Genomic DNA, 16,236 nt, shown 5'->3' on the forward strand with positions numbered 1-16,236 from the left:
AGCGAGTTGGCGTCTTTTGGCTTCACCCATTTGGTGACCTCTGTAAATCCGTTGAAACTGGCTACCAGTCTAGCTTGCGGCCGGTTTATGCAACGTCAACTGCCGGAAATAGGATAAAAAGCCTCTGGCATACCGGCAAAGCGCCAGACCACGTCGAGCGCCAAGTCGATGGCGTTGAGTTCGATGTGTGCGATCGAGTGCACCAGCATGGCGCGGCCCTCGGCTGTGGCCATGGATTTGGCCTTGAGTTGGGTGTGTGGCACCAACACCGGCTTGGCTGCGCGGCCCGGACCTTGGCGGGGGGCGGACAAATTTTCACCAGCACCCACAGGCCAAGAAAGGTCCAAGGCCAAGGTGGCTTGGGCCTTCAAAAGCGGGTCGGCCAAGCCCCAGGGGTGCAGGGCGGCCGCGCGCAAGCAGGGCCGTTGGGCCGAAGGGGGCAAAGCAGTCATGGTCGTCACGCGGGGGGCCCACGCAAGGGCGCAGGCATGCCTACAATTGTAGGTTTTCAAAACACCCCCAACGACTGGAGACCTGCATGGCCCTTTACCAACTTGACGCACACAGCCCGCAGCTTGCCCCATCTGCCTGGGTGGCCGACAACGCGCAGGTGATGGGTGCGGTCACCATCGCAGCCGATGCCAGTGTGTGGTTTGGTGTCACCGTGCGTGGCGACACCGAAACCATCGAGATTGGCGAGGGCAGCAACATCCAAGACGGCAGCGTGTTGCACGCCGACCATGGCAAGCCACTCAAGGTGGGCAAACATGTGACGGTGGGCCACATGGTCATGCTGCATGGCTGCACGATTGGCGACGAGTCCTTGATCGGCATTGGCGCGGTGGTGCTCAATGGTGCCAAGATTGGCAAGAACTGCTTGGTCGGTGCGGGTTCTTTGGTCACCGAGGGCAAAGAGTTTCCCGAAGGCTCGATGATCATGGGCACGCCCGCCAAGCTGGTGCGCGAACTGAGTGCCGAGCAACTCGAGGGCTTGCGCCAAAGCGCTCTCCACTATGTGGACAATGCCCGCCGTTTCAAGGCAGGGCTGAAAAAAATCGCTTGATCGTTTGGCCAGACTGAACGCTTTTTAACTTTTGAGGATCGGCCCCAAGGGGCTGTTGACTGCACATTGTCCGAACTCCATAAATTCATTTTCGAAGGCCTGCCGGTGCGCGGCATGTTGGTGCGCCTGACCGATGCTTGGCAAGACATCTTGGCGCGGCGCGCCGCCAACTCCGAGACCGGCGCTTACCCCGCGCCTGTGCGCCAATTGCTGGGCGAGATGGCCGCAGCGGGTGTGCTGATGCAGGGCAACATCAAGTTCAACGGGGCCTTGGTGCTGCAGATTTTTGGCGATGGCCCGGTCAAACTGGGCGTGGTCGAAGTGCAACCCGACCTGAGCCTGCGTGCCACCTGCACCCAGGTGGGCGAGGTGGCCGACAGCGCCACCCTGAGCGACATGGTGAACCTGAACAACCAGGGCCGCTGCGCCATCACCTTGGACCCGCTGGACCGTTTGCCGGGGCAGCAGCCTTACCAGGGCGTGGTGCCGCTGTTTGGCGATCGGGGAGAAAAGTTGGAAAACATCAGCGAAGTGCTGGAGCATTACATGCTGCAGTCCGAGCAACTCGACACCGTGCTGGTGCTGGCGGCCGACGACAAAGTCGCGGCGGGTTTGCTGATCCAGCGCCTGCCCATTGAGGGCGAGGGCAATTTGGCCGGTCGGTCCGATTCGCTGATGCGCGAATCGGTACTGGGTTTGAGCGAGGATTTCAGCCGCATCGCGATCCTGACCAAGAGCCTCAAGCGCGAGGAGTTGCTGGGTTTGGACGCCGAAATGGTCTTGCACCGCCTGTATTGGGAGGAGCCGCTGGCGCGCTTTGCGCCTTTCATCGGCGAATCGGGCCCGCGCTTTGCCTGCCGTTGCAACCGCGAACGCGTGGGCAACATGATTCGCAGCTTGGGCACCGAAGAAGTCGAGGGCATCATTGCCGAGCAAGGCCAGGTGGAGGTGGCTTGCGACTTTTGCGGTGCGCAATACCGCTTTGACCCGGTCGATGCGGCCAGCTTGTTCACCGGCGTATTGCCCGATGCCAGCGCAGGCGCTGTGCACTGAGTGCTCGACCGCGCGCCAGAAGAAAAAAACAAGTCTGAGGCCACCGACCGCAAACATCGGCGCTCAAGCCGCCGAAGGAGCGGGCAGGACGGCAAGCTCAGAAGGGGCAGCGGCTGGCAGCATGGCGTGGCCATGAGCTGCCAAGGCCAAGGCCGGACAAGGCCGGACAAGGCCCTTGCACGCCCATCCCCGTCAGCTTTTAACTGCCGCGCGTGATGGGCATGCCCACTTCGCCGGGCAAGGCCAATTGCTTGGCCAGTTCCAACTTGGCCAGCGAGTTGCGGTGCACTTCGTCTGGGCCGTCGGCCAAGCGCAAGGTGCGCTGGTGGGCGTAGGCATAGGCCAGTGGGAAGTCTTGCGACACGCCGCCGCCGCCGTGCGCCTGGATGGCCCAGTCGATGATTTGGCAGGCCATGTTGGGGGCCACGATCTTGATCATGGCGATTTGGGCCTTGGCCACTTTGTTGCCCACGGTGTCCATCATGTAGGCGGCTTTGAGCGTGAGCAAGCGGGCTTGCTCGATCATGCAGCGCGACTCGGCGATGCGCTCTTGCCACACGGTCTGGCGCGCCACTTCGCGGCCAAAGGCCACGCGGGTGTTCAGGCGGTGGCACATCAACTCCAAGGCGCGTTCGGCGATGCCGATGGTGCGCATGCAGTGGTGGATGCGGCCAGGGCCTAAGCGGCCTTGCGCGATTTCAAAACCCCGGCCTTCGCCCAGCAAGATGTTTTCGGCGGGCACGCGCACGTCTTTGAGCAGCACTTCCATGTGGCCGTGTGGTGCGTCGTCGTAACCAAACACCGACAGGGCGCGCAGCACGGTGATGCCGGGTGCGTTGGCGGGCACCACGATCATGGATTGTTGTTCGTGACGTCCCGCCTCCGGGTTGGTTTTGCCCATCACGATGTAGACCGCGCAGCGCGGGTCGCCTGCGCCGGACGACCACCATTTGCGGCCGTTGATCACGTAGTCGCTGCCGTCGCGGCGGATGTCGCACTCGATGTTGGTGGCGTCCGACGAGGCCACATCGGGCTCGGTCATCAAAAAGGCCGAGCGGATCTCGCCGCGCAGCAGGGGCTCCAGCCATTCGTCCTTGAGGGACTCGCTGGCGTAGCGCTCCAGGGTTTCCATGTTGCCGGTGTCGGGGGCCGAGCAGTTGAACACCTCGGCCGCAAAGGGCACGCGGCCCATGATCTCGCACAGCGGCGCGTATTCGAGGTTGGACAGGCCTTGGGGCGCACGCGTGGATTTGGGCAAAAACAGGTTCCACAGGCCAGCGGCCAGGGCTTTGGGCTTGAGTTCTTCCACGATTTTCGTGGGCACCCAGGCATTGCCTTTGGCGCGGTTTTCAGCGATTTCAGCGAAAAAGCGGGCCTCATTGGGGTAGATGTGCTCGTCCATGAAGGCCAGCAAGCGCGCTTGCATGTCTTTGACTTTGGGGGTGTATTCAAAATCCATGGTCTTTTTCCTTGGGTGTGAGTTCGTAGGGGTTGAAAAGAATGTTCAGGCTTGGCAGGCAAAGCGCCAGGCCAACTCGGCCATGGGGCGTGCGCCCGCGCCCGAGCTTTTGGCTTGGTCGCTGGATGCGGTGCCGTCTTCGACCCGTTTGGCAATGCCTTGCAAGATGGCCGCGATGCGAAACATGTTGTAAGCGAGGTAAAAGTTCCAGTCTTGCGCCAGGGCTTGCGGTGTGGTGAAGCCGGTGCGCTCGCAGTAGCGGCGGATGTACTCGGCTTCACTGGGGATGCCCAAGGCGGCAAAATCCAGGCCGCCAATACCCCGGAAAGTGCCCGGAGTGATGTGCCAGGCCATGCAGTGGTAGCTGAAGTCTGCCAAGGGGTGACCCAGCGTGGACAGCTCCCAGTCGAGCACGGCCAAAACACGGGGCTCGGTGGGGTGGAACATCAAATTGTCGAGGCGGTAGTCACCGTGCACCACGCCCACCAAGGCGGCGTCTTTGGCGCTGTCTGGAATGTTTTTGGGCAGCCATTCAATCAGTTGGTCCATCTCGGGGATGGGCTGGGTGACAGAGGCCGCGTACTGCTTGCTCCAGCGGCCAATTTGGCGTTCGATGTAATTGCCCGGTTTGCCGAAGCTGGTCAAGCCTTGCTTGACCACATCCACCTTGTGCAGCGCAGCCAACACGCGGTTCATCTCGTCGTAAATCGCGCTGCGTTCAGCAGGTGTCATGCCAGGCAAAGACTGGTCCCACAGCACACGACCGGGCACAAAGTCCATGACGTAAAACGCGCGGCCTATCACCGACTCGTCGTCGCACAGCACGTGCATTTGCGCCACCGGCACATCGGTGCCGTGCAGGCCTTGCATCACCGCAAACTCCCGCTCAATCGCGTGCGCCGAGGGCAGCAACTTGGCCACCGGGCCGGGCTTGGCCCGCATCACGTAGTGGCGCGATGGGGTGATGAGTTTGTAGGTGGGGTTGGACTGGCCGCCCTTGAACATTTCTACGCTCAAGGGGCCAGCAAAACCGGGCAGCCGGGCTGTTAACCATGTCTCCAGGGCCGCAACGTCAAAAGCATGGGTGCCGGTGACAGGCCGAGTCCCCACAAAATGGTCAAAAGCACTCATGGGTTTGTCCCCACTTGAAGCCGGTTGCGCCCAGCCACCGACAGAAAAGAAAAAACCAAACGCGTCAGTGGTCCGCCGTCACGATGAGCATCAGCGCGTCGCGGTCCAGAATCACCAAACCACCCGGTTCGATGCGGATGATGAGCTCGCGCTCCATTTGCTTGAGCTCTTGGTTGACGCGCTGGCGCGATGCTCCCAGCAGTTGCGCCAACTCTTCTTGCGCCAATTGCAAGCTGATGCGCATGGCTTTGGCATCGGACAGGCTGGGCACACCGTAGCTGCGCAACAGGTGGTTGAGCTGTTTGGCCAAGCGCGCACGCAAGGGCAGGGTGTTGAGGTCTTCCACCAAGCCGTAGAGCTGGCGAATGCGGCGCGACTGCAGGCGCAGCATGGCTTCGTAAAATTCCACGTGCTGGGTCAAGATTTTTTTGAAGTCGGCCTTGGCCACGTTCAAGGTGGTGGTGTCGCCGTGTGCATAGCAGTCGTGCGTGCGGCGGTCCCCGTCGAAGATCGAGACATCGCCAAACCAGATGCCCGGCTCCACGTAGGTCAAGGTGATTTGTTTGCCCGACACCGATGTGGAGCTCACACGCACGGCACCCTTGGCACAGGCAATCCACTGCTCGGGTGGATCGCCGCGTGCGGCCAGCATGTCGCCGTCTCTGTGGCGTTTGACGTAAGCGCATCGGAGTATGTCGTGTCGGAGTGAAGGGGAGAGGCTAGAAAACCAGCGACCACCATTGATCGCCTCGCGTTCTTCCATTGTCAGAATCGGTTCGTCCATGCTCTGTCCTTTGAGTGACTGGGGGTTGAAAATTTGTCGCCTGGGGGACCAGTCGCTTCATTCGTAATGGGGTTTTTGCTTGTTCAAAAATGCGGCAATGCCAATGCCCGCATTCAAGTGGTGCAGGTTTTTTACAAAATGCTCGCGTTCACGCGCCAGTTGCGCGTTCAGGCTGCTGCCATCGGCGTCATTCAGCAATTCTTTGATGCTGGCCAGTGCGTTCGTCGCGCGGGCGTTGAGGTGTTCGCACCAATCCAAAGCCTGCTGCAGCGCCTGCCCTGCATCGGCCAGGCGGTTGACCAGTCCGAGTTGTTGCAAACGCTCGGCCCCGATGCGTTCACCAAACAAGAGCAACTCGCTGGCCAGTTGACGCGGCAAGGCGCGCGCCAGGCTCCAGCTGCCGCCCCCATCGGGCGACAAGGCAATCGAGCTGTAGGCCATCACAAAAACGCTGTTGCGGGCAGCCACGATCAGGTCGCAAGCCAAGGCCAAAGAAAACCCGGCACCGGCCGCTGGGCCTTCGACCGCAGCGATGACCGGTTTGGGAAAGGTGCGTATGGCTTCTATCCAGTTGTGCAGACCCTCAATGCTTTGCGCTTGGTGCTCGGGAGGCAGTTGGCGGTTGCTGAGCAGGCGCTGCACATTGCCCCCGGCGCAAAAGATGCCGTTGGCCCCGGTGATCACCACGCTGCGCACGTCGGGGCTGGACTCGGCCACGCTCAAAGCTTCGACACCAGCGGCGTACATCTCGGGGCCCAAGGCGTTGCGAAACTCGGGGTTGCTGAGGGTCAGGACCAGGGTTTGGCCGAAGCTGGTGCTGAGAAGTTGGGCGGTCATGCTGTGTCTTCAAGGGTTAGGGGGCAAGGCTCAAGAGTTGTCTCACCAAGTCATGCATACAGGGCAGCGCTGAAGGTCTGCACCCCGTCATCGCTTGGCAGGGGAATCAATCCTCGGTGTGCAGCAGCGACAGGCCAATGGCCCCACGGCGGCGCAGCCAGGGGCTGGGGCGGTAACGCGGGTCGCCGTACACGGTTTGCAGGTTGAACAACACCTCCAAGATGCTGTCGGGACCCAAGCGGTTGCCCATGGCCAGTGGGCCCATGGGGTAGGCCAAGCCCAGGGTCACGGCGGTTTCCAAATCTTCCGGGCTGCAAACGCGCTGCTGGCACATGTCGGAGGCGATGTTGACAATGCAGGCCACCACGCGCTGGGTGACAAAGCCGCCGCTGTCGCGGATCACCGAGACGGCTTTGCCGTCGCGTGCGAACAAGGCGTGCGCGGCGTCACGCATGTCGGCGCGGGTCGCTGGGTTGCTGGCCAGCACGCGGCGCTTGGTGGCGGCGTCCTCAAACAGCATGTCGATGCCCACGGTGCGGGCCGGGTCCAGGCGCTCCACCACCGCCACGGTGGTGATGTCAAAGCCCAGCGGGGCCACAATCGTCAGCGCCTCGGGTGAGGGCGAGGCCCCGGTTTCGATGCTGGCCCCCAAGTTTTTCAGCAACTGCAAAAGTGGCATGCGCCGCGCCGCGCGGGGCGAGACCCACACTGGCGGCATGTGTTGCACCACCGGCACGGGCGGCTCGTCGGGTATTTGGGCCTTGCCGCCTGGGTATTTGTAAAAACCTTCGCCGACTTTTTTGCCCAGCACACCACCGGCCAGCCGCTGGGCGGTGATCACGTTGGGGCGGTAACGCGGCTCTTCGTAGTACTGGTGGTAGATCGCCTCGATCACGTGGTGCGAGACGTCCAGCGCCGTCAAATCGAAGAGCTCAAAAGGCCCGAGTTTGAAGCCCACTTGGTCGCGCAAGATGCGGTCGATGGTGGCGAAGTCGGCCACGCCCTCGCTCACGATGCGCAAAGCCTCGGTGCCATAACCGCGCCCGGCGTGGTTCACGATGAAGCCGGGCGTGTCCTGCGCCTGCACCGGTGTGTGGCCCATTTGGCGGGCAAAGTCAGACAAACGCTGGCACACGGCCGGGTCGGTTTTCAGGCCCGCGATCACCTCGACCACCTTCATGAGGGGCACGGGGTTGAAAAAGTGAAAACCCGCAAACTGGGCAGGGCGTTGCAGCGCTGCGGCGATGGCCGTGACCGACAGCGAGGAGGTGTTGGTCACCAGCACCGCCGTCGGGGCCAGCACTTTCTCTAATTCAAGGAAGAGGCTTTTTTTGATGTCGAGTTTTTCAACGATGGCCTCGACCACCAAGTCGCACCCGGCCAAATCTTGCAGGCTGGCAGCGGCCAGCAAGCGGCTTTTGTGACCTGCTACGGACTCGGCCGTCAGACGCCCTTTCTCCAGTAATTTGTCCCATTGCTGGAACACCGCTTCGCGGCCTTGGGTGGTGGCTTGTGCTTGGGTGTCGTAGAGCCAGACTTGGCTGCCCGCTTGGGCCGCGATTTGGGCGATGCCGCGCCCCATGGCACCGGCACCAATGATGGCAACTTTGGAGAATGCGAGGTTCATTTTTGCATGGTCATGGCCAACAGGCCATCGGGCTTGGCCCAAGCGAAAAGGCGGCTTGCACCGCATGAGCGCTTGGGTGAGACGAAAAAAACGATTATCTACCGAGATGGGCGTCGACCGGTGGTGCGCACCAGAGGCCACAGCGTCAACGCCGCACCTGCAAGGCTCCTGGGTTGACGATGTTGGTGGGTGTGCCCTTGATGAAGTTGACCACGTTGTCAAACGCCACACCATAGTAAAGCTCGTAGCTGTCTTTTTCGACATAGCCGATGTGTGGCGTGCAGATGCAGTTTTCAAGTCGCAGCAATGCCGAGCCCTGCAAAATGGGTTCGGATTCAAAAACATCGACCGCAGCCATGCCGGGTCGTCCCCGGTTCAAGGCACCGATCAGGGCATTGGCTTCGATCAATTCGGCCCTGGAGGTGTTGATGATCAAGGCGGTGGGTTTCATCAAACCCAAGTCATCGCTGGTGACAATGCCTGAGGTGCTTTCGTTCAAGCGCAGGTGCAACGAAAGCACGTCGGCCGATTGAAAAAATGTTTCGCGGCTGTTGGCCGCAGTGTAGCCATCGGAGACCGCTTTGACGCGGGATTCATCGCTGCCCCAAATCAGCACTTGCATGCCAAAAGCTTTGCCATAGCCGGCCACCAACTGACCGATCTTGCCGTAGCCCCAAATGCCCAAGGTTTTGCCTTTCAGAACCGTGCCCAAACCAAAATTGGTCGGCATGGCGCTGGATTTGAGACCGGATTGTTGCCACGCGCCGTGTTTCAGACTGCTGATGTAATGGGGCAAACGGCGGGCTGCTGCCATGATCAAAGCCCAGGTCAACTCGGCCGGTGCGGTTGGCGATCCCACGCCCTCGGCAACCGCCACGCCGCGTTCTGTGCAGGCAGACAGATCAATGTGGCTGCCCACACGACCGGTTTGAGCGACCATTTTGAGCCGGGGTAGTTTTTCAATCAAAGCCCGGTTCAGGCTTGTGCGCTCACGGTTCAACACGATCACGTCAGCGTCTTTCAGCCGGACGGACAGCTGTCCTATGCCCTTGATCGTGTTGGTGAAAACTTTGGCTGAGAAGGGTTCGAGTTTGGCAGCGCAGTCGAGTTTGCGCACCACATCTTGGTAGTCGTCAAGGATCACAATGTTCATGCCGCCATTGTGCCTTGGACAGAAAGGCCTGTTGCTTGCCAACAGGCTGCCCTGGGCTGCTTTTCAGCTCAAACGCGTGATTGGGCCGTTTCTAACGCTGCCAATCGGTCGAGTTCGGCGCACACGTCGGCCATGCGGCCAGAAATCAGCATGCGACCGGCTCCTTTGACGCGTTGGTCGCTTTCGGTCACGCGCAAGACGCGCAGGGCAGGGCTTGTCGGTGCTGCGCGCAGGCGCTGTGAAGGCGTGGCGGTTTTCAGGCTTTGCGGCAAACAAGCCGGTCTGCGAGATGCCCACGCGGGGCGCATCACCGCGTGGGTTCGAGGCGGATGAAGGGTGATCTGCGCAGAGCCCTTCAGGTGGGTGAGGCTTTGAAACAAAGCAGAAAAATCAAGCAGAGCGATTCCCATGTGAAACCTTTCAAAAGCATGGAGGTTGGACACAGGCAGGATTGCAATAAAGCCTGTTGCACCAGGGCCGGCGGAATCTTTCCGCCTGCGCCCGCCACCTGGTGCAACAAGCAGGTGCTTTACATCAAGAGCGTGTTGCGGATCAGGCCCACAGCCAGGCCTTCGATGTCAAACGGCTCTTCGGGCTTGACCACGATGGTGGGGTAGTCGGGGTTTTCGGGCAGCAACTCGATGCCACTGGCGGTTTTGCGCAAGCGCTTGACGGTGACTTCGTCGCCCAAGCGGGCCACCACGATTTGCCCGTTGCGCACATCTTTGGTGGATTTGACGGCCAACAGGTCACCGTCCATGATGCCTGCGTCGCGCATGGACATGCCGCGCACGCGCAGCAGGTAGTCGGGTTGCTCGGTGAACAAGCTGCTTTCAATTTGGTAGGAGCGGTCAACGTGTTCTTGCGCCAAGATGGGTGAGCCTGCGGCCACGCGGCCAATCAGGGGCAGGCTCAGTTGACCCAGACCCGGCAGAGTGAGGCTGAACAGATCGGAGGGCGCACGGTAGTTGCTGCGGTGGCTGCCTTTGAGGCGGATGCCGCGTGAAGTGCCGCTGACCAGTTCGATGGCGCCTTTGCGGGCCAGGGCTTTGAGGTGTTCTTCTGCCGCGTTGGCCGACTTGAAGCCCAGCACGTTGGCGATTTCGGCACGTGTGGGTGGCGCACCGGTGTTGGCGATGGTGTTTTGGATGAGTTCCAAAATTTCCTGTTGCCGGGCGGTGAGTTTGGGGCTGTCGGTCATGGCGGTCTCCTTGGGGTGACTGGGTAAACTGTTTTTTCATCCAGTGCCTGTATTTTTAACCAGTTTTTTGAACAGTGCAAGTGCTGGATGAAAAAAATTCAGAAAGTGCTGGTTTTTGGCGTGGTGTGTTGTGTGTTTTGCGTTGAGCGTTGAGCGGGGAGCGGGGAGCGGGGGGAGGGGGCTTAGGGCTGTCCGATCTCCCAACGCCGAACGCCGAACGCCGAACGCCGAACGCCGAACGCCGAACGCCGAACGCCGAACGCCGAACGCCGAACGCCGAACGCCCAACGCCTATGTGGAACGCATAAAAAAAGCCCCGCAGGGCGGGGCTTGGTGTGCGACGGGGGGGCTTGAAATCAGTTGGCCAAGGCTGCAAACGCCCGGGTGGTGATTTCTTCGACGCTGCCTGTGCCGCTGATGGCGCGGTACTTGGGGGCAGAGTGGGCGTCGGCTTTTGCCCAGTTGGCGTAGTAATCGACCAGAGGGCGGGTTTGCGCGCTGTAAACATCCAGGCGTTTTTTCACGGTGTCTTCTTGGTCGTCGGCGCGTTGCACCAAGGGCTCGCCGGTCACGTCGTCCACACCGGCCGTTTGGGGTGGGTTGAACTTGACGTGGTAGGTGCGGCCCGAGGCCGGGTGCGAGCGGCGGCCGCTCATGCGCTCGACGATGGCCTCAAATGGCACATCGATTTCCAGCACGTAGTCGAGTTTGACGTCTGCGGCCTTCATGGCTTCGGCTTGGGGGATGGTGCGGGGGAAGCCGTCAAACAAAAAGCCTTTCGCGCAGTCGGCTTGGGTGATGCGTTCTTTGACCAGGTTGATGATCAGGTCGTCGCTGACCAGACCGCCCGCTTCCATCACGGTTTTGGCTTGCAGTCCCAGCGGGGAGCCCGCTTTGACGGCCGCGCGCAGCATGTCGCCCGTGGAAATTTGAGGGATGCCGTACTTTTGGCAAATGAAGGAGGCTTGTGTGCCTTTGCCTGCGCCGGGTGCGCCCAACAAAATCAGTCTCATGGAAGTTCCTTATCGCTTGTCATGGAGAGGGTCAGCCTGACCTTTGAGGGGCCTGGGGTGTGGCAGACATCTGCGCTGAGAATATCACGCAAGGCCCAAGCCAGACTTACGGACCAAGCAGGGCGCGCACGCGTTGCAAATCCTCTGGCGTGTCAACCCCCGGGCCGGGTGCCTGCTCGGTGGTGTGCACGGCTATGCGGTGTCCATGCCACAAAACGCGCAGCTGTTCCAGCGACTCCAGTTGCTCGATGGGCACGGGTGGCCACGTTGGAAATTGCGCCAAAAAACCTGCCCTGTAAGCATAGATGCCGACGTGGCGCAGGGGGGGCGGGCTGGGCAGTTGGGCAAAGGTGTGTTCGTTCAGGTCTGAATGGGCGTGCGAGGCGGTGCCCTTTTTTTGGCCCTCGCGCCACCAAGGGATGGGTGCTCGGCTGAAGTAAAGCGCCATCTGGCGGGCATCGGTGACCACCTTGACCACATGGGGGTTGACGAAATCGGCCAAGTGCGCGATGGCATGGGCGGCTGTGCTCATGCTGGCCTCGGGTCGCTCGCTCAGCAAGTGGGCAACTTGGTTGATGAGGTGGGGGTCGATGAGGGGCTCGTCACCTTGCACGTTGACCACCACAGCATCGTCTTGCAGGTTCAGCATTTGGCTGGCCTGTGCCAAGCGGTCGCTGCCGCTCAGATGGTCTTGTCCGGTGAGCAGTGCTTGGATGCCATGCTGTTGGCAGGCCTGAACGATGCGCGCATCGTCTGCGGCCACCACCACCTGCTGGGCTTGCGACAACAAGGCGCGTTGCGCGGTGCGCACGACCATCGGCAAACCGGCGATGTCAGCCAGGGGTTTGTTGGGCAAGCGGCTTGAGGCCATGCGTGCCGGAATCAGCACAGTAAAACCTGTCCTGGGGCGAGAGGGGCTCATGCGTTGGCCGTCAAAGGGCAGGGCGCAAAGCGGCCAGTTTGTCGATTTCGCTGTCGCTCAGAGTGCGGGCCTCGTTTTCCAAAAGGATGGGGATGCCGTCGCGCACGGGGTAAGCCAAGCGGGCGCTTCTGGAAAGCAGTTCTTGGGCCTCGCGGTCGAAATCCAGCGGTCCTTTGGTGACCGGGCAGACCAGTAATTCAAGCAGTTTGGTGTCCATAGGGGCCATGATAACGGGCCTTGATGGCCGCTCAGACAGCCCAAGCCCAGGCTCAAGGCGCAGCGGACTTTGTGCGGGCCGGTTGCAAGGATTTTTCTGCCATGCCTTGGTCCAGCGCTTGCCAAAAGGCGGGTTCGGGCTTGAGCAACAAAGGCACGGCCAAAGCGTGGGCTTGGTGCCGCCACAGTTTGACGGCGTCCTTTTCGGTGCACAACAAGGTGCGTGGCCAAGCCGCCTTGGGCCAGTGTGCGAAATCGAAGTGGTCAGGCAAGGCAAGGGTCTGGTGCAGCGACAAACCGGCATCGCGCAACATGCCAAAAAATGCCTCAGGCCGGGCCAGCCCGGCCACCGCATCAACGCTTTGGCCGGACAAGCTGGCCAAAGCAAACTGCTGGCCATGCGCATTGACGCCATGACTGGCCAGTTGTCTTTGGGCCTGAAAACCGCCCTTCAAACCATTCACCCCAGTGTGCAGCACCAAGTCCACTTTTTTAGGCCAAGGCTCTCGCAAAGGACCGGCGGGCAGCAGCCAGCCATTGCCCACCCCTCGCTCGTCCATGACGCAGATGTCCAAGTCGCGGGCCAAGGCCGCGTCTTGCAGGCCATCGTCGCACACCAAGATATCGACGCTGGGGTGTTGTTGCAACAAAGCCCGACCAGCGTCCACACGCTGGGCAGCGACCCAGACCGGCACCCTTGTTTTTTGCTGCATCAGCAAAGGCTCATCGCCCACCTCGGTGGACAAACTCTGAACGCAGACCGCGCGGGTGTCGCGGGCCAAGCGACCATGTCCTTTTGAAATGACGCCCGGGTGCCAACCCCGGCTTTGCAGGTGCAGCACCAAGGCCATGGTCAAAGGGGTTTTGCCCGCCCCACCGGCAACCACATTGCCCACCACCAGCACGGGCACGGGCAGGCGCTGAGCTGCCGGTCCCAGATGTCGGCGCATTTGGTGCCGCAGCGCGAACAAAGCGCCATAGACCAGGGCCAAAGGCCACAGCAGGCAAGCCAATGGGCCACGCCTGAGCCAAGCGCGGGGCAAGTGTTGGTGCAGCCAGTGGGGCAATGACATCGCAGACGGAAATTTCACGGGTGAGCCGGGTGGAGGGTTCAAAATCAAGGCGGCTGTTGAGTGCTCACCTCAAACCGTGCATGATTCTTGGTGTTGGAACGAAAGCTGCGGACCCTGTGGAATCGATTATGTTCGAATGCCCATGCTTGCAGGGCTCGGGTCTTGCTGTTGGTTTAATTCGCCGTGCCTGTGGATAACTTGGCGAACAACTCGGCATCACCATCCCAATTTTTTTAATCGCCATCTTGGACCGCGTCTGCGGGACCGAAATGGCCTCAAATGCGCATGAACACCCCTCACTATGCCCCTGAATGAGACTTTCAAGCCCCGTGCTTGGACCGTGTCTGCGCTGTGCCGCGCCATGGCCGACACGCTGGACGCGCAGTTCAACCCGGTCACCGTGCGGGGCGAGTTGACGGGCTTTTCGCGCGCGGCCAGCGGGCACTGCTATTTCTCGCTCAAAGACGAGACGGGTCAAATCCGCTGTGCCATGTTTCGCCGCGCCGCCAGCCTGATGGACTTTGCCCCGCGCGACGGCGAACTGGTCGAGCTGCGCGGCCGGTTGGGCGTGTACGAGGCCCGAGGTGAATTGCAGTTGATTGTGGAGTCCATGGAGCGGGCCGGGCAGGGCGCTTGGTTTGAACAGTTTGTGCGCCTCAAAGCCAAGCTCGAAGCCGAAGGTTTGTTTGATGCCGCGCACAAACGCGCCTTGCCTGCCCAGCCCCGTGCCATTGGCGTGGTGACCTCGCTGGGCGCGGCCGCTTGGCACGACGTGATGACCGCCTTGCAGCGGCGTGCGCCGCACATCCCGGTGGTTTTGGCCCCCGCCTTGGTGCAAGGCGCAGGCGCTGCCGCCACTTTGGCCCAGGCTTTGCAAAACATCTACGCCTTGACGGCCGAAGACAACCCACTGTGCCCGCCGGTGGACGTGGTGCTGTTGGTGCGCGGCGGCGGCTCGATGGAGGACCTGTGGTCTTTCAACGACGAACAGCTGGCCCGGGTGATCGCCCAAAGCCCGGTGCCCCTGGTCTGCGGTGTTGGCCACGAGACCGATTTCACCATCGCCGACTTTGTCGCCGATGTGCGCGCCCCCACCCCCACGGCCGCTGCCGAGATGGCCGCCACCGACCGGGGCGTGAGCCTGGAGGCCTTGTCGGTCTTGGCGAATCGCCTTGGCCGAGGCCTGCTGCGCCAGCAAGACCGGCAAGCCCAGCGCCTGGACGCGGTGGCAGCGCGCTTGGGGCTGGGTTTGGCACGCCAGCAAGAGCGCCAACAGCAAAGCCTGAACGCCATCGCCACCCGCTTGAGCCGCCCGCAAGCGCTGCTGGGCCAACACAGCCAGTGGCTGGACCGCCTGGCCAGCCGCCTGCACAGCGGCGTGCAAGCGCAGTTGACCGGGAAATCTCACCAACTGGAACGCTTGAACGACCGATTGGGCTTCAAGCGCGGCCAGCAAGTGCCGCAGCGCGCGCAACGCCTGGAACGGGCGGCCCTGCGTTTGGCCTCGGTCGACCCGCGGCAGGTGCTGCAGCGCGGTTACGCCTGGCTCAGCGATGAGGGGGGACAGGCCTTGACGCACGCCGCGCAGTTCCAGCCGGGACAAGCGGTTCGGGCGACTTTGGCCGATGGCGATGTGCCATTGACGGTTCGGCCCTGATTTTTCAGTGTCCTGCCGCCCTCAAGGGCGATCCCGCTGCCCCTAAAATGCCCAGGTCAAGTTTCACACCCATCACCAAAGGACATCCCCATGGAACACACCCTGCCCGCACTGCCTTATGCCATCGACGCATTGGCCCCCCATTACAGCCAAGAAACCCTGGAGTTTCACCACGGCAAACACCACAACGCCTATGTGGTGAACCTGAACAACCTGCAAAAGGGCACCGAGTTCGAGGGCATGGGCCTGGAAGAAATCATCAAAAAGTCCAGCGGTGGCGTGTACAACAACTCGGCCCAAATCTGGAACCACAGCTTCTTTTGGAACTGCATGAAGCCCAATGGCGGCGGCGAGCCCACAGGTGCCTTGGCCGATGCCATCAACACCAAGTTTGGCAGCTACGCCGCTTTCAAAGAAGCCTTTGTCAAGAGCGCCGTGGGCAACTTTGGCTCTGGCTGGACATGGTTGGTGAAAAAAGCCGACGGCTCGGTCGACATCGTCAACATGGGCGCCGCTGGCACCCCCTTGACCACTGGCGACACCGCCTTGTTGACCGTGGACGTGTGGGAGCACGCTTACTACATCGACTACCGCAACATGCGCCCCAAGTTCGTTGAGACCTTCCTCAACAACCTGGTGAACTGGTCCTTCGCCGAGAAAAACTTCGCCTGATCGACGTTTTTCGCCAGTCAAAAAGCCCGCTGATGCGGGCTTTTTGCTTGGGCGGTCGGATGTCGGACTTGAGGCCGGGGTGCTTTGAACCGCGAAGTCGTACCTTGGCCGACTGGCACACAAAGACGTGGGAACAGAAGGTGCCGACCTACAGTCTGAGGGCCACCCCGTCACTGCGAGGAGCGCAGCGACGTGGCAGTCCATGGATCGCTTCGTTCCTCGCGATGACGGGAAAGCGACTCGCGATGACGGGAATCTGGGTCGCGATGACACCTACACCACCGTCACTGCGAGGCGCTTAGCGACGTGGCAGTCCATGGATCGCTTCGTTCCTCGCGATGACGGTTTTAGGTGGGCGGCTGTCGGCGGCTGGTG

Annotated in this window: 17 protein-coding genes; 4 read left to right on the forward strand and 13 right to left on the reverse strand. The window is 61.3% G+C overall.

Going from position 1 to position 16,236, the window contains the following annotated elements; genetic code table 11:
- Positions 1 to 95 precede the first annotated feature (95 nt).
- Complete coding sequence (locus tag ACIQ39_RS13150) at positions 96 to 452, reverse strand: DUF455 family protein (RefSeq protein WP_396435054.1); 357 nt, start codon at positions 450 to 452, stop codon at positions 96 to 98.
- A gap of 86 nt (positions 453 to 538) precedes the next feature.
- Here ACIQ39_RS13150 and ACIQ39_RS13155 point away from each other — a divergent pair, with 86 nt between their 5' ends.
- Entirely contained in the window at positions 539 to 1,063 is a 525-nt protein-coding gene (locus ACIQ39_RS13155) for a gamma carbonic anhydrase family protein (RefSeq protein WP_396435055.1), read from the forward strand.
- A 66-nt stretch (positions 1,064 to 1,129) separates the two neighbouring features.
- Positions 1,130 to 2,116: an Hsp33 family molecular chaperone HslO gene (locus tag ACIQ39_RS13160; RefSeq protein ID WP_396435056.1), complete on the forward strand. Its 987-nt coding sequence runs from the start codon at positions 1,130 to 1,132 to the stop codon at positions 2,114 to 2,116.
- A gap of 199 nt (positions 2,117 to 2,315) precedes the next feature.
- Here the strand turns inward: ACIQ39_RS13160 and ACIQ39_RS13165 are convergent, their stop codons facing one another.
- The 12 genes from ACIQ39_RS13165 to lpxK form a co-directional block, all read right to left on the reverse strand.
- Positions 2,316 to 3,575, reverse strand: coding sequence for an acyl-CoA dehydrogenase family protein (locus tag ACIQ39_RS13165; protein WP_396435057.1), 1,260 nt, complete (start codon positions 3,573 to 3,575; stop codon positions 2,316 to 2,318).
- A gap of 45 nt (positions 3,576 to 3,620) precedes the next feature.
- Entirely contained in the window at positions 3,621 to 4,706 is a 1,086-nt protein-coding gene (locus ACIQ39_RS13170; RefSeq protein ID WP_396435058.1) for a phosphotransferase, read from the reverse strand.
- A 64-nt stretch (positions 4,707 to 4,770) separates the two neighbouring features.
- Entirely contained in the window at positions 4,771 to 5,490 is a 720-nt protein-coding gene (locus ACIQ39_RS13175; RefSeq protein ID WP_396435059.1) for a Crp/Fnr family transcriptional regulator, read from the reverse strand.
- 57 nt (positions 5,491 to 5,547) lie between these two features.
- On the reverse strand, positions 5,548 to 6,327 hold the full coding sequence (locus ACIQ39_RS13180; RefSeq protein WP_396435060.1) for an oxepin-CoA hydrolase, alternative type: 780 nt from the start codon (positions 6,325 to 6,327) through the stop codon (positions 5,548 to 5,550).
- A gap of 106 nt (positions 6,328 to 6,433) precedes the next feature.
- A complete protein-coding gene (locus ACIQ39_RS13185) occupies positions 6,434 to 7,954 on the reverse strand; it encodes a 3-hydroxyacyl-CoA dehydrogenase (RefSeq protein ID WP_396435061.1) in 1,521 nt (506 codons plus the stop codon).
- 145 nt (positions 7,955 to 8,099) lie between these two features.
- A complete protein-coding gene (locus tag ACIQ39_RS13190; RefSeq protein WP_396435062.1) occupies positions 8,100 to 9,107 on the reverse strand; it encodes a D-2-hydroxyacid dehydrogenase family protein in 1,008 nt (335 codons plus the stop codon).
- Positions 9,108 to 9,175: 68 nt separating this feature from the next.
- Positions 9,176 to 9,517, reverse strand: a complete 342-nt coding sequence (locus tag ACIQ39_RS13195) for a hypothetical protein (protein WP_396435063.1) — start codon at positions 9,515 to 9,517, stop codon at positions 9,176 to 9,178.
- A 119-nt stretch (positions 9,518 to 9,636) separates the two neighbouring features.
- Positions 9,637 to 10,308, reverse strand: coding sequence for a transcriptional repressor LexA (gene lexA, locus ACIQ39_RS13200; RefSeq protein ID WP_396435064.1), 672 nt, complete (start codon positions 10,306 to 10,308; stop codon positions 9,637 to 9,639).
- A gap of 356 nt (positions 10,309 to 10,664) precedes the next feature.
- The gene (gene adk, locus ACIQ39_RS13205; RefSeq protein ID WP_396435065.1) at positions 10,665 to 11,321 is read right to left on the reverse strand and encodes an adenylate kinase; all 657 of its coding nucleotides are present in this window, start codon (positions 11,319 to 11,321) and stop codon (positions 10,665 to 10,667) included.
- Positions 11,322 to 11,427: 106 nt separating this feature from the next.
- The gene (kdsB, locus tag ACIQ39_RS13210; protein ID WP_396435066.1) at positions 11,428 to 12,243 is read right to left on the reverse strand and encodes a 3-deoxy-manno-octulosonate cytidylyltransferase; all 816 of its coding nucleotides are present in this window, start codon (positions 12,241 to 12,243) and stop codon (positions 11,428 to 11,430) included.
- Between the two features lie 10 nt (positions 12,244 to 12,253).
- Positions 12,254 to 12,460 (reverse strand): Trm112 family protein, encoded by a 207-nt coding sequence (locus tag ACIQ39_RS13215; protein WP_396435067.1) that lies wholly within the window; start codon positions 12,458 to 12,460, stop codon positions 12,254 to 12,256.
- A 52-nt stretch (positions 12,461 to 12,512) separates the two neighbouring features.
- A complete protein-coding gene (lpxK, locus tag ACIQ39_RS13220) occupies positions 12,513 to 13,532 on the reverse strand; it encodes a tetraacyldisaccharide 4'-kinase (RefSeq protein ID WP_396435068.1) in 1,020 nt (339 codons plus the stop codon).
- Between the two features lie 301 nt (positions 13,533 to 13,833).
- Between lpxK and xseA the strand changes: the two genes are divergently transcribed.
- Both xseA and ACIQ39_RS13230 read left to right on the forward strand, forming a co-directional pair.
- A complete protein-coding gene (xseA, locus tag ACIQ39_RS13225; RefSeq protein WP_396435069.1) occupies positions 13,834 to 15,189 on the forward strand; it encodes an exodeoxyribonuclease VII large subunit in 1,356 nt (451 codons plus the stop codon).
- Positions 15,190 to 15,279: 90 nt separating this feature from the next.
- Positions 15,280 to 15,861: a superoxide dismutase gene (locus tag ACIQ39_RS13230; protein WP_396435070.1), complete on the forward strand. Its 582-nt coding sequence runs from the start codon at positions 15,280 to 15,282 to the stop codon at positions 15,859 to 15,861.
- Positions 15,862 to 16,236 lie beyond the last annotated feature (375 nt).

The sequence above is a fragment of the Limnohabitans sp. genome, from assembly GCF_044361645.1.
Lineage (GTDB): Bacteria > Pseudomonadota > Gammaproteobacteria > Burkholderiales > Burkholderiaceae_C > Limnohabitans_A.

What these genes read in the sequence shown, in the direction of transcription:
- ACIQ39_RS13150 (WP_396435054.1), bottom strand. Translation starts at nt 452, where the DNA reads ATGACTGCTTTGCCCCCTTCGGCCCAACGGCCCTGCTTGCGCGCGGCC.
- ACIQ39_RS13155 (WP_396435055.1), top strand. Translation starts at nt 539, where the DNA reads ATGGCCCTTTACCAACTTGACGCACACAGCCCGCAGCTTGCCCCATCT.
- ACIQ39_RS13165 (WP_396435057.1), bottom strand. Translation starts at nt 3,575, where the DNA reads ATGGATTTTGAATACACCCCCAAAGTCAAAGACATGCAAGCGCGCTTG.
- ACIQ39_RS13170 (WP_396435058.1), bottom strand. Translation starts at nt 4,706, where the DNA reads ATGAGTGCTTTTGACCATTTTGTGGGGACTCGGCCTGTCACCGGCACC.
- ACIQ39_RS13175 (WP_396435059.1), bottom strand. Translation starts at nt 5,490, where the DNA reads ATGGACGAACCGATTCTGACAATGGAAGAACGCGAGGCGATCAATGGT.
- ACIQ39_RS13180 (WP_396435060.1), bottom strand. Translation starts at nt 6,327, where the DNA reads ATGACCGCCCAACTTCTCAGCACCAGCTTCGGCCAAACCCTGGTCCTG.
- ACIQ39_RS13185 (WP_396435061.1), bottom strand. Translation starts at nt 7,954, where the DNA reads ATGAACCTCGCATTCTCCAAAGTTGCCATCATTGGTGCCGGTGCCATG.
- ACIQ39_RS13190 (WP_396435062.1), bottom strand. Translation starts at nt 9,107, where the DNA reads ATGAACATTGTGATCCTTGACGACTACCAAGATGTGGTGCGCAAACTC.
- ACIQ39_RS13195 (WP_396435063.1), bottom strand. Translation starts at nt 9,517, where the DNA reads ATGGGAATCGCTCTGCTTGATTTTTCTGCTTTGTTTCAAAGCCTCACC.
- lexA (WP_396435064.1), bottom strand. Translation starts at nt 10,308, where the DNA reads ATGACCGACAGCCCCAAACTCACCGCCCGGCAACAGGAAATTTTGGAA.
- adk (WP_396435065.1), bottom strand. Translation starts at nt 11,321, where the DNA reads ATGAGACTGATTTTGTTGGGCGCACCCGGCGCAGGCAAAGGCACACAA.
- kdsB (WP_396435066.1), bottom strand. Translation starts at nt 12,243, where the DNA reads ATGAGCCCCTCTCGCCCCAGGACAGGTTTTACTGTGCTGATTCCGGCA.
- ACIQ39_RS13215 (WP_396435067.1), bottom strand. Translation starts at nt 12,460, where the DNA reads ATGGACACCAAACTGCTTGAATTACTGGTCTGCCCGGTCACCAAAGGA.
- lpxK (WP_396435068.1), bottom strand. Translation starts at nt 13,532, where the DNA reads ATGTCATTGCCCCACTGGCTGCACCAACACTTGCCCCGCGCTTGGCTC.
- xseA (WP_396435069.1), top strand. Translation starts at nt 13,834, where the DNA reads ATGCCCCTGAATGAGACTTTCAAGCCCCGTGCTTGGACCGTGTCTGCG.
- ACIQ39_RS13230 (WP_396435070.1), top strand. Translation starts at nt 15,280, where the DNA reads ATGGAACACACCCTGCCCGCACTGCCTTATGCCATCGACGCATTGGCC.